Raw genomic sequence first — 12,004 nt, forward strand, 5'->3', positions numbered from 1 at the left:
CTAAAAGGATGTATGTGGTGTATCGTTTAGTTTTTTGGGCGTTTATAAAATGGAGCGGCAACGATTTCTGCTTTCAGACGTTTTCCGCGAATTTCTACTTCTACTTGTGTACCTAACGCAGCATGCTCGGTTTTTACGAGAGCGAGACCGACGTTTTTCTTCAAGGTTGGAGATTGTGTTCCCGTCGTCACTTCGCCAATGAGCTCTTCCCCCACATAGACAGGGTAATGCGTACGCGGAATCCCACGGTCGATCATTTCGATCCCTACCAGCTTGCGTGGGGCACCGTTTTCTTTTTGTGCCTTCAGCACTTCTTGACCAATGAACGGCACTTCTTTGTCTACCTTGACAGCAAAGCCAATGCCCGCTTCGATCGGCGTAATGTCTTTGCTGAGCTCTTGACCGTACAGTGGCAGCTTGGCTTCAAAACGAAGCGTATCGCGCGCACCGAGACCGCACGGCAACAGACCTTCTTCTTTTCCGGCATCTAGCAAGATGTCCCACAGCTCTGCTGCACGATCGGCATCCAAATAAATCTCGAAGCCATCTTCGCCAGTATAGCCAGTGCGGGAGATCAAACCCGGAATACCGCTCACTTGCACATCACGCTCAAAACGGAAAAAGCCGATTTGAGACAAGTCTGTCGTCGTCAGCTTTTGCAGAATAGTTTCTGCCAAAGGACCTTGAATCGCGATTTGTGCTGTTTGTGGCGAAATATTCTCAATCGTTACGCCTGGAATCAGATGTTCTTCTAGCCACGCATAGTCTTTGTCGATATTCCCGGCGTTGATGACGAGCAAGTAATGATCATCTGCATACTTGTAAACAAGCAGATCGTCTACCGTTCCCCCATCAGGGTAACAAAGCACACTGTACTGCGCCTGCCCGACTGCCAGCTTTGACACGTCATTCGTAGTCACACGCTGGAGATAAGAAAGCGCGTTTTCCCCTTTTACGTCCACCTCTCCCATATGGGAAACATCAAATAGACCAGCTTTTGTCCGAACGGCTTCATGCTCTTGACCAATGCTTGTAAACTGCACCGGCAGATCCCAACCACCGAAGTCGATGGTTTTCGCGCCATACTTTGCATAAGAATCAAATAGTGGCGTACGTTTCAAATTGGACATGTGGCACCCCCTGTGAACAATAAGATCTTAGAAAACTTGGCTTCGCTGAGCCTTTAGCGAGGTCTTAGTTGCACTTATGTCGATAGGGTCTTATCGACCAAAACAAAACAGAGGGGGAAAAACGGGTACACCAAAATAATGGCGCCCATTTCTCCTCCTCTGTCCTTGGTACCTGAGAGTTACCTTGCGAATCTGGTGAGGCTACATCGTTCCCCACTTGCAAGTTTCCCCTTTGGTGGCTCATGTGAGCTCTCTCCAGAGTTGCGTCCGGTAGAGGTACTTTTGCCTGAGAGATTCACCGTTACCGGCTTGCTCCTTCGGCGCTGCCAAACATTCAAGCAGTCTCTCCCTACTACCATCATTCGCGGTTGTTTCATGGTCATACATAAGTTTTAGCTGTCATTTCCATACTAATGGATGTACTACCTCTTTATCCTACCATGAGAGTCCAAAGTTGAAAATATACAAATTAACAGTCAGATTCAGAAAAACTTAACAAAACACATTGACAATAGATAAACGTTCAGTTTTTATACATTAACCATGAAAGTTATGGCAGAGCTATGTAAAGGAGTATCTTATATGCCGAATGTTCCTATTTCATTTGATGAGAGTTGGATCAATCCGCTTACAGAACGCATGCAAGAAGATGGCCCCTGGGATAAGTGGGAGCTGTTCAAGCTCTCATTGGAAGCTGAGGAAGCGATGGCTGTTCACGAATTTGACCAGCTGCAATGTCTAAAATACCTTCCACTCTTGTCACCTTTTCCACACCAGTTGGAAACGGCGAAACGTGTCCTATTAGAGATGCGCGGCCGAGCCATTCTCGCTGATGAGGTTGGTCTGGGAAAGACGATCGAAGCAGGGTTGATCATGAAGGAGTATATGGTTCGCGGCCTGGCTAAAAAAATTCTCGTTCTGGTCCCAGCCTCTCTCGTGATTCAATGGACAAAAGAGCTTCATCAAAAATTCGGCATTGCAGCAGTCGCGCAAAAAAAAGAATATATGTGGCGGCAGCACGAGGTCGTTGTCGCATCGATAGACACAGCAAAACGAGATCCGCACAGGCGTCACGTACTCGACATCGATTACGATATGCTCATCATCGACGAAGCCCATAAACTCAAAAATAAACGGACACGCAACTATCAGTTCGTCAAAGAAATCCGTAAAAAATATTGCCTGCTCCTTACTGCCACTCCCATTCAAAACGAGATGGACGAGCTGTACAACCTCATCAATTTGTTGAAGCCAGGTCACCTCGGCCATACTTCCACCTTCTCTACCAATTACGTAGAGGGCAAACGCCAATCCAAAAACAGCGAGAAATTGCGGGAAGAAATTGAAAAGGTCATGATTCGCAACAAACGAAGTGATGGTGGTATCCAATTCACCAGCCGCCGCGTTCAGTCTATACCGATTGACCTTTCTCCTGAGGAGTTGACCTTGTACGAGGGTGTGACCAGCTTTGTCCGCGAGCAATACCAAACAGGATTGGGGGTTGGGGGCTTCAACTCTCTCGCTCTCATTACCTTGCAGCGTGAGGTCTGCTCAAGTAAGGAAGCTGCGTTCATGACGCTGTATAACATGCACCAGCGCACCGGCGAGGACTCTCCCTTGCGGACGCAAATTCTTGAGCTGGTCGAGATGATTAAACAAATAGAGACACATTCCAAGGCTGCTAAAACAGTTGAGCTCATTCAACAAATCAACGACAAAGTAATCATTTTTACAGAGTATCGAGCAACACAAAACTATCTGCAAAAGTATTTACACGACCACGGTATTACTTCTGTCCCCTTCCGTGGCGGCTTTAAACGCAGTAAAAAAGACTGGATGACTGATCTTTTCCAAAATCGTGCACAAGTCTTGATCGCGACGGAAGCTGGCGGGGAAGGCATTAATTTGCAGTTCTGCAATCAAGTCATCAATTACGACATGCCTTGGAATCCCATGCGAGTGGAACAACGAATCGGTCGCGTCCATCGGTTGGGCCAAAAAAGAGATGTGCACATTTACAATTTATCGACAACAGGAACGATCGAGGAGCATATTCTCAAGCTGCTGTATGAAAAAATTGATCTGTTTGAAATGGTCATCGGTGAACTCGATGATATTGTGGAACGCCTGAATCTCAATCACTCCTTGGAAGATAATCTGATTCAAATCATTATGGATTCCCGATCCTCCAAAGAAATAGCGCTAAAGCTCGATAACATTGGACACGCGATTCGGGCAAGCAAAATAACAAAAGATGACGTCCCGCTTTCTGAGGCGTCTGACCAATAACTCTTGTTGGAAACGAAAAAGAAATGAGGTCTCCTGATGCAGCAACAACAGGTCAGACAATTTGTCGAGCGCTATTTGGCGACTTTTTCTGCCCATATCGTCGAATCTCACCCGGATTACTTCACAGTCAAACTCCCTGTCGAGGTGGACAAAGATATTGGCAATCGCCCTTTTTACTGGAGCTGGGTGGATAAGATGAATTTGGCTTATCAGCCATTGCTGCTCACCTTTACTTTTCATCCGGATTGCACGCCTGAGGGTTTGCGATCCGAGCATCTGCATCTAGGAGCTGCCCGCATGCAACAAATTTTCACTTCAGCCAAAAAGCATGGCAGCTTCGTCTGTATGTATGAGCAACAAGGGGGGCTTTTAGGCAATGCTGGCAAGCGTCGGTCAACCCCTCTCGTGCCCTGGCTCGGGATGAACCTGAAGGTTTCTCTGCTTTGTGACAAGCGGCGTGACATTTTATTGTATCTGGGGATTAATTTGCATCAGCCACGGGTGGTGACGGATTTCACTTCATTTTTATTTTCACTTTCCTTGACCCCTGCGATCCCCGACTACTATTACACGTTGGATCGAAAGGTAACCATACAGGAAGCCCTCCAAATGGCACAACAGGAAGTCGAACATACATTGGAACAAGAAGATCAGCAATGGGCAGAGGAAGCGCGCACACGTTTGAGCGAAGAAATAGCCATTTTGGAAGCGTACTATGAAGAATTGGCACGGCGCGAGTCACAAGATGAGCAGACAAACGCAGACCAGACCAAAGAAGTAACAGAGCAACCAGAAGCTCGGTCGTCACTCGAGCAAGAAGCCCAGCTCCCCGAGCCAGATCCAGATGGACTAACTTCTGTCGAACAGCCACTATCTTTTGACGAATACCGGGCTTCTGGTGGACGAATCCTCGACTTTTTACGTACAAATGGAATCCAAACCACCCCACGCGAAGAGATTCAGCAAGCAGAATGGAAAAAAAGCACGCCAGATGAGGAAAGACAACGCCGAAAAGACGAGCTGGCTTGGCAATACGAGCCGCGGATCGAGGTTTCGTTCATCAATGGTGGCTTGTTCTATTTGTCTTCCGTTCCTTCGCTCACGCGGTCATCGAAAGCAAAAAGCATGCGACATCTCCCCGCATCAGGGCGAATCATGTAAAAGTTCAACGAGAAAATGTGAAACAGAAAAGACACGTTGCAACAAATCTTTTTGTCATAGCTGGTTACAATAGGAATAGGTTAAGCCTTCACAAAAGGTGGTGCATAGTTGTGACCAGACGATTTCTTCCTTTTATCGCTGCTCTTTTGTCTCTGATGCTGCTTTCCTCGCCAGCTTTTGCGCAAGACGAAGCAAGCTGGGACAAGCAGTTCCAAGCACAAATTCGAGAATGGATGGATGCAATCGCAAGTCGAGACCCTCAATTCAAGCAATGGCAAGATGCAAAGACCGACGTGCAAACACTTGGTACAGGGCAGCATCAATGGCTGGTAAGTATAAAAAAGGCGGACAAGCAAGTAGGGTATTTGGTGATAGGAGAAGCACCTGATTCCACTTCCCATGAGAAATTTGTTCTGCTGGAATACGGTGTCGGGGAATACATCTTGTTCGATGATGCTTTTGCTCCGAAAGAAATCGCGGCAGAGCCAGTTTATGACGGGTTCGCTTCCTACTGGCTGATCACCCAGAAGTCAGATACACAAATGGTCAATGCCAAAACGGGAGAAATGTATCCCCCTTCCTTTCAAATTAGTGAGCCCGCTGTCGATGCTTTTGCAGGCGAGCAGCTCATACACACTGGCCAACGTCTGACTCAAACGAGAATTTTAAGCGCAGCCGAGGCGGATCCTTTTGATCATATCGGGTGGGTCAGCCAAATGAGTACAACAGACACAGACGTGTCCTGGAAGCAATTGTGGCAGCAAGATTATACCTCTCCGGTAACATTAGCCGTCCCGATTCATCAGTCACAAGTGTTGGCTCCCTTTGTCGTGGGGTCTCTGCATTTATGGAATGACCAAAATGCTTATGTGGGCGTATGGGATGAGGGCCTGCGCTTTGTCCCGTATTCGTATGCACATCGCATTGGACGATTTTTCGTAAACGAAACAAGCTCTCCTGCCGAATAACCGGTTGGAGAGCTTGCTTTTTCCATTTTCTATTCACCGATGTTGCGTAGGAGAGAGGCGTTCATGAACGGCATGAAAAACTTCATTGACCGTCATTCCCTCTGCATTAATGACGGGAGCTCCTGTAATCGTTTTGTTTTGATCACCCAGTACGTTGATATCCTGGCCTGTAATGACAATCGCATCTACCACCTGCTGCCAATTGCCTAAATCAACAACTTCGTAACCATTTTGACGCAGCATCTTGCACACTTCAGACAGGGAATTTTCTACCGCTACTCTCGCCATATGCACCCTCCGTCTCGTTCATGATAGGTTTACGAATTTTATTTGCGCCACATCAGTCGGATGGACATGGGAATGGCACCAAACCAGCGTGACGACCAGGACTCGCGTGGAGTCTTACGCAAACGGCGTTCATCTTTTGGGGTGTCCATGTACTGGACAAACAGTTTCGTCAGGTACTTTAAATATTCCTGAAAGGACATCACACTTGACCTCCTTCTTACTCGCGGGTTCCCACCACGGCGCAAGCGCTGTCCCCTCTATTGTTCCCCGTCCTGTGTTCTTTCAACCACTTGGCTCGTAATTTCCATCACAATATCGGAAAGGCTCTTTCCTGTCGTATCTACCTGAATCGGCGCGAAGTCGTACACACCAGCACGCTCCGCCATTAAGGTTTTTACCCTTGTCACTACTCCCCCTGCCAACAAGGGCCGACCTGTATCATTTTCCAAACGCTTGATGAGCTCCTCTTCGGTGGCATGTAGCGCGATTACGATACCATGCTCCATCATCATCTCTACGTTTTGCTTCCGTAATACAGCTCCTCCCCCAGTTGTTACTACCTGTGATCCTACTGCCAGTAATTGAGCCAAACGTTTCGTCTCGACGTCTCGGAAATACGCTTCGCCTTGATCGGTGAAGATTTCTGGAATGCTGCGACCTTCACACTCCACAATCGCATCATCCAAGTCCGTATGCAGCATTCCTAAAGAGGCAGCGAGTGCGGCACCAACCGTGGTTTTTCCTGTCCCCATAAATCCGACCAACACCAGGTTCATCATTTTGTTTCTGCCGCCTTTCCAAACGTTTGGTATGTATTGATCTTCACCGTTTTTTGTTGTGGATTGTACGCTATCTCATATCCCAATGCTTTTTCAAAAAAGGACAGTGGAACCATCGTACGCTCTTTGATTTCGATTAACGGGCTGCCTAAATCCAACCGCTTCCCATTTACGTCGGCAAAGCGCTCCCGTTCCTTTATAAATACTTCGCGTCCATTTCCTTTTACACGGATCATTTGTTTCTTGTCGTCCCAGCTAATCGCTACTCCCATTTTCTCACCGAGCTCACGCAACGGAATATACACCGTATTATGGGTGACTCGAGCAGGAATCGATGGATAAAAGCTCATGTTATTGATGATCGTGGTGATATAGGGCTCCAATTGCACTGCACCAAAGCCATTCTTATTTGCACTGTTAGTATACAGGGTGAAATATTTCGCTTCCCCTTGCAAAGTTTGCCCAAGTGCTTGATCGAGATGCTCTGCACCAATGACACTACCATGATAATTTTGTTGGACACGCTGTAAGAATCGCTTATAGGCATCGTCACCGATTTTGCGGCGCAGGTGGTCAAACAGGAGTGCTCCCCGGGAATACCAGGTCAGTTTAAACTCTTCTTCGGTGACAAACTTCTGCAACGGCTTGTCGAGCTTTCCATTTGGATATCGCTCTTGCAAACGTTTGACATCCCGGTTGTACGTATCCAACAGAGTCGTTGCTGATTGGGCACCATAACGCTTCTGCAAGTAATGAGACACGCCAAGCTCCACCAGCCCTTCATCAAGCCATCCATGCGAGGACTCCAATGTAGCCACACTGTTGTACCACCAAAGATGCCCTACCTCATGCGGCAGCCAATGATCGATCAGGTTGTTGTGATGCATATCTCTTTTGAATACGGCGAGATTCGCGTATTCCATGGCGTAGGTCGTTCCTGTACTTGTTTCCGCAATCGCCACGTGCGGATATGGTAACGGACCATACATATCGATGAAAGTAGGAAAGACCGATTGGGCAATCGTCTTGATTCTTTCAATGTTTCCTTTATCCACGGAAGCAATGTCAACCGTTAAATTCGGAGCGAATTGAATCGTTTCAATGTGATAAAGCGGACTTCCCACCAGTCCAAAGTTCAACAGATTTTTTGCTTGATAATGGACCTGCTGCTTACTGCCACCGATTGACTTTGATTGTCCTCTGCCCCATGAACTAACCCATTTGTAGCCTTGTGGAGAGGTAAATGACACATCGTAATCTCCATAGTGATAAACGAATGGATCACCAAAATCAACGCGTTGCGGCGGGTCATACCAAACGCCTTTTTGATTTTGGGCACCGAGCATCGGGTACCAAGTCGTCAACGTCCATATATCGTCTTTCACCCCAAAACGTGTGCCTCTACGTGGAACCGGGTTCTCAAATTCAATGATTAGGGCGCCACGAAGCTCCTTTCCAAGAGGATTGGCCAGCTTCACCAGCGATTGACCACGTTCAAAAGAAAGCGGCTTGTCCTTGTAGCGAATCGACTTCACCGTCATTTTGTTCCAAAGGTAGTCGTAAATATACAGGCGTACATCTGGCGTTTTCGGATTGTCGAACTCCACGGTCATGTTTCCGGTTATTTTTGCTTCGGACGTATGTAATTCAGCTTGAATCTTATAGACAGGGTTCAAATCCTTTACATAAGACGGCAGAGGCGGATCATATGAAAATGGATCAACGAACTTTTGCTCCTCCTCAGGTGATTGATTCATAGCAATGATTTGAGAAATGGCTGGCCAATATGCGACGACTCCAACTGAGCCAAAAAAGACGAGGATCGTCACACATACTAGTAAGCTCGTTTTATGTAGTGATTTCATGACAGCCCCCAAATAATAAACCGCCCGGCGGCAGGCGCTAAATGTTTTTGTTTCATTGTAGCAAATATATGTCAAACTGAGTAGAAATTCAGGAGATTCTGTAGAGAAAACGACTTATTTGACAATGGTACTTCCTGAGTAAAAAAAAGCCGCCACTCATTGTATCGTAATGATTGGCAGCTTTCTTTAGCTTTTACCTAGTTTCGTACATAATTTTTCCGGTCTGGCTAAGATCATAGCCCCCAACGGCTTCCAATTCCTTTTGAAATGGACGTGAATCGAGAACATCAAGAACGGCCTGAATGAGCGGTTCATTGTCCTTATTTTTCAACAAGACGAGGTCATATCGCTCACGTATAGTGGGGACAAACTCCACTCCGACAAGTGAAGCGGCTTTTTCAATGCCCACCCCTACGTCTGCTTCGCGCCGTGCTACTACCCCTGCGACTGCCAGGTGATTGGACTCTTCCCGTCCATAGCCAATCACGTCACTCCCTACTATGTTTGCCAGTCGAAACTGCTCTTCAATCAACGTGCGTGCACCGGACCCTTTTTCCCGATTGACCATTCGAATACCCGGCTTCGTAAAATCACTCCATGCTTTCATCTGTTTCGGATTGCCTGCCTGAACGTAGAATCCGGCCCAACGTGACAACATATTGATGACAACAAAACGATGCCCACATAAAATGCGACGAATATACGGGACATTGTATTCATTCGTATCCCCGTCGTACAAGTGCGTGCTGACGATATCAGCCTTGCCTGTATACATCGCCACGAGGCTATTCAGAGAGCCCACGTACGAGCGAAGCGGTCGGTATGCCTCATCCTTTTTCTCCAAATGCCCCGCCAGCAGGTCCAAGCTCACATCTTGCCCGCTAATAATAATATTGCGGCCTATACCAGTCTGCTCATACCGTGAAGATTGTTGAGCTTGTCCTGTCTGAGGGATGTTGACGGCTGAGGCTTGTCTGTACTCTCCCTTTGCCTTCGCCTTGTACGCTTCCAGATCGCTTTCGTCTACGCGCATTTGTCGACCCACGCGATAAGCGGGCAGCTCTCCTTTTTTAATCAGATCGTAGACCGTCAGCTTGGAAATACGTAAAATTTTTGCTATTTCTTCGGTGGTGTAAGAATTTTGTTGACTCATGTCCCGCCTCCGTTATCTCCTTTGCTCTATTTTCAAACAACTGTCGTAAAATCGCAATTGATTATTCATTACGAATCCATATAATCTAGTTATGTCCAGTTATAATTAGTTATAACTAAATATAATTACGGAGGTTTTTTCATGAAGAAGCACTGGTTTGCCTTATTCACGGTATTTTGCTTGATGCTTACTGCTTGCTCGACAACACAAACAGCACCACCAGCAAGTGAGCCGGCCAAAACCGATGTAGCAAAGGTAGAGCTGATGATTTCTGCTGCTGCTAGCTTGACCGATGCCTTAAATGAGTTGAAAACCCAATATGAAACGGAACACCCAGGAACGACCCTCACCTTTAACTTCGGAGGTTCGGGCAAACTCGCCACACAAATTACCCAAGGCGCTCCGTCTGACGTATTTTTGTCGGCTAGCAAAAAAGACATGGACGGTCTAGAGGAACAGCAACTGATCACCAAAGACACACGCCAAGACTTCACGAAAAACTCGCTTGTTCTCATTGCAGGAAACACAAGTGCTTTCGCTATTTCTTCTTTTGAAGAGCTGAACAACGCAGCGATCAAGCATATTGCCGTCGGTGAGCCTGAAACAGTCCCGGCAGGGCGATATGCGAAAGAAACATTGGATACGCTGAAAATGTGGGATTCTCTATCGGCACAAATGGTATTTGGCAGCGATGTTCGCCAAGTTTTGACCTTCGTAGAATCCGGTAACGCCGAAGTCGGTATTGTCTATTCCAGTGATGCTGCAGCTTCAAAAAGTGTAAAGGTATTAGCGACGGCCAAGCCTGAATGGCACAAGCCAATCGTTTATCCATGTGCGGTCGTCAGCGCGTCAAAGAACCCAGATGCAGCAAAAGCTTTTCTTGCCTACTTGACAAGCGACAAAGGAAAAGCGATCTTACAGAAGTACGGGTTTCAATAAATAAAACAATGGAATTGAATGGGAGGTGGCAAGCGTGATCGAAACAAATCTTACTCCTTTGATGCTTTCCCTTCAAGTAGCTGCGCTCTCCACCTCCTTTGTATTTGTCCTTGGGATGGTTTCTGCTAGGTGGATGACACAAAAGGATTTTTGGGGGAAGAATGTGCTGGAGTCGTTCTTTTTACTTCCGCTTGTTCTCCCTCCCACTGTTGTTGGCTTCGGCCTATTACTGCTTTTCGGAAAAAACGGCTTTCTCGGCCAGCTACTGCATGAATGGTTCAATATTACCGTCGTCTTTACGCTGACAGGGGCCGTTATTGCCTCGATTGTCGTTTCCTTTCCGTTGATGTATCAGAGTGCAGTCGCTGCCTTCACAGGAGTGGATCGTCGTTTGGAGAATGCGGCACGCACGATGGGCGCTTCTGAATGGCGATTATTTTGGACCGTTACCTTTCCGTTGGCTTGGCCTGGCCTGTTGGCTGGGTTTGTTCTTTCTTTTGCCCGTGGTTTAGGGGAGTTTGGTGCTACGCTGATGCTCGCAGGCTACATCCCTGGGAAAACTGATACGATTCCCGTCGCCATTTATTTTGCTGTTGAGGCTGGTCAAATGGATAAGGCATTGTTTTGGGTCATCATTATTGTTTCCTTGGGTATGGGTACGACTCTCTGGCTGAATTGGTGGAGTCGTCGCAATGTGCGCAGGTACGCCAATCAAAAGTAAGGCAGGTGAATGGTAATTGCTCTTTGTCCACATACAGAAGCGTTTGCCTGATTTTATCCTGGATGTCTCCTTTTCGGTGAAAAAGGAAATTGTCGTGCTATTCGGACCATCCGGCTCTGGTAAAACAACGATATTGAACAGTATTGCAGGTCTGGATCATCCTGATTCTGGCGTGATCCAATTAAATGAAAACGTCTTTTATCGCGAAGGACAGAAGCCGCTTCCTGTACAAAAACGCAACATCGGGTATTTATTTCAAGATTATGCGTTGTTCCCTCACTTGACCGTGGAGCAAAATGTTCGATACGGCTTGAAAAAGGGACATGAGCTAAAACTGGCTCCATTATTGTCCACGGTAGGAATCGATCATCTGCTGCAAAAATATCCTCACCAGTTATCCGGGGGACAAAAACAACGGGTGGCACTCGTACGTGCACTTGCGACTGAACCAGACATCCTGCTCCTTGATGAGCCTTTATCAGCGCTGGATGCGGATACGCGCAAACAATGTCAGGATGAGTTGCTTCGCCTTCACGCCATGTGGAACATCCCGTTTCTGTTGGTCACCCATGATCGTGAAGAAGCCGAGAAGCTCGCAGATGTTATTTTCCTGATCGATAATGGCACAATCATAGAACGGAAAAATGAAAAAAGCCATTCAGCAACGTCCATTTCCCGATAATGGGATGGCATTGCTGGATGGCTTTTTAC

12 protein-coding genes and 2 riboswitches are annotated in these 12,004 nt (G+C 47.0%); of the genes, 6 read left to right on the forward strand and 6 right to left on the reverse strand.

Annotation, left to right across the window (positions count from 1 at the left end):
- Window positions 1–26: 26 nt before the first annotated feature.
- Entirely contained in the window at window positions 27–1,130 is a 1,104-nt protein-coding gene (gcvT, locus tag E8L90_RS11365; protein ID WP_137029489.1) for a glycine cleavage system aminomethyltransferase GcvT, read from the reverse strand.
- A 149-nt stretch (window positions 1,131–1,279) separates the two neighbouring features.
- Window positions 1,280–1,394: riboswitch (glycine riboswitch) on the reverse strand.
- Window positions 1,395–1,492, reverse strand: a riboswitch (glycine riboswitch). It lies immediately after the preceding riboswitch.
- A 220-nt stretch (window positions 1,493–1,712) separates the two neighbouring features.
- On the opposite strand from gcvT, the gene E8L90_RS11370 reads away from it, so the two are divergent.
- The 3 genes from E8L90_RS11370 (at window position 1,713) to E8L90_RS11380 (ending at window position 5,548) form a co-directional block, all read left to right on the forward strand.
- Window positions 1,713–3,419: a DEAD/DEAH box helicase gene (locus E8L90_RS11370; protein WP_137029490.1), complete on the forward strand. Its 1,707-nt coding sequence runs from the start codon at window positions 1,713–1,715 to the stop codon at window positions 3,417–3,419.
- A 36-nt stretch (window positions 3,420–3,455) separates the two neighbouring features.
- Window positions 3,456–4,580, forward strand: coding sequence for a YqhG family protein (locus E8L90_RS11375; protein ID WP_137029491.1), 1,125 nt, complete (start codon window positions 3,456–3,458; stop codon window positions 4,578–4,580).
- A gap of 110 nt (window positions 4,581–4,690) precedes the next feature.
- Window positions 4,691–5,548, forward strand: a complete 858-nt coding sequence (locus tag E8L90_RS11380) for a hypothetical protein (RefSeq protein WP_137029492.1) — start codon at window positions 4,691–4,693, stop codon at window positions 5,546–5,548.
- A 33-nt stretch (window positions 5,549–5,581) separates the two neighbouring features.
- Here E8L90_RS11380 and E8L90_RS11385 read toward each other — a convergent pair whose 3' ends face one another.
- From E8L90_RS11385 to E8L90_RS11405, 5 genes are all read right to left on the reverse strand, one after another.
- Window positions 5,582–5,836 carry a YkuS family protein gene (locus E8L90_RS11385; protein WP_137029493.1) on the reverse strand — a complete coding sequence of 85 codons (255 nt, stop codon included), beginning with the start codon at window positions 5,834–5,836 and terminating at the stop codon, window positions 5,582–5,584.
- Window positions 5,837–5,874: 38 nt separating this feature from the next.
- Window positions 5,875–6,036 carry a YqzE family protein gene (locus E8L90_RS11390; protein WP_137029494.1) on the reverse strand — a complete coding sequence of 54 codons (162 nt, stop codon included), beginning with the start codon at window positions 6,034–6,036 and terminating at the stop codon, window positions 5,875–5,877.
- Between the two features lie 57 nt (window positions 6,037–6,093).
- The gene (locus E8L90_RS11395) at window positions 6,094–6,615 is read right to left on the reverse strand and encodes a shikimate kinase (protein WP_137029495.1); all 522 of its coding nucleotides are present in this window, start codon (window positions 6,613–6,615) and stop codon (window positions 6,094–6,096) included.
- On the reverse strand, window positions 6,612–8,480 hold the full coding sequence (locus E8L90_RS11400; RefSeq protein ID WP_137029496.1) for a stalk domain-containing protein: 1,869 nt from the start codon (window positions 8,478–8,480) through the stop codon (window positions 6,612–6,614). The genes E8L90_RS11395 and E8L90_RS11400 overlap by 4 nt, the downstream gene beginning before the upstream one ends.
- A 193-nt stretch (window positions 8,481–8,673) precedes the next feature.
- Window positions 8,674–9,633: a helix-turn-helix transcriptional regulator gene (locus E8L90_RS11405; RefSeq protein ID WP_137029497.1), complete on the reverse strand. Its 960-nt coding sequence runs from the start codon at window positions 9,631–9,633 to the stop codon at window positions 8,674–8,676.
- Window positions 9,634–9,774: 141 nt separating this feature from the next.
- On the opposite strand from E8L90_RS11405, the gene modA reads away from it, so the two are divergent.
- The 3 genes from modA to E8L90_RS11420 are packed head-to-tail and all read left to right on the forward strand — an operon-like array spanning window position 9,775 to window position 11,975.
- The gene (modA, locus tag E8L90_RS11410) at window positions 9,775–10,572 is read left to right on the forward strand and encodes a molybdate ABC transporter substrate-binding protein (RefSeq protein WP_137029498.1); all 798 of its coding nucleotides are present in this window, start codon (window positions 9,775–9,777) and stop codon (window positions 10,570–10,572) included.
- A 34-nt stretch (window positions 10,573–10,606) separates the two neighbouring features.
- Window positions 10,607–11,293 carry a molybdate ABC transporter permease subunit gene (modB, locus tag E8L90_RS11415; RefSeq protein ID WP_137029499.1) on the forward strand — a complete coding sequence of 229 codons (687 nt, stop codon included), beginning with the start codon at window positions 10,607–10,609 and terminating at the stop codon, window positions 11,291–11,293.
- Window positions 11,294–11,309: 16 nt separating this feature from the next.
- Window positions 11,310–11,975 carry an ABC transporter ATP-binding protein gene (locus E8L90_RS11420; RefSeq protein ID WP_137029500.1) on the forward strand — a complete coding sequence of 222 codons (666 nt, stop codon included), beginning with the start codon at window positions 11,310–11,312 and terminating at the stop codon, window positions 11,973–11,975.
- Window positions 11,976–12,004 lie beyond the last annotated feature (29 nt).

Source organism: Brevibacillus antibioticus, from assembly GCF_005217615.1.
Taxonomy (GTDB): Bacteria; Bacillota; Bacilli; order Brevibacillales; family Brevibacillaceae; genus Brevibacillus; species Brevibacillus antibioticus.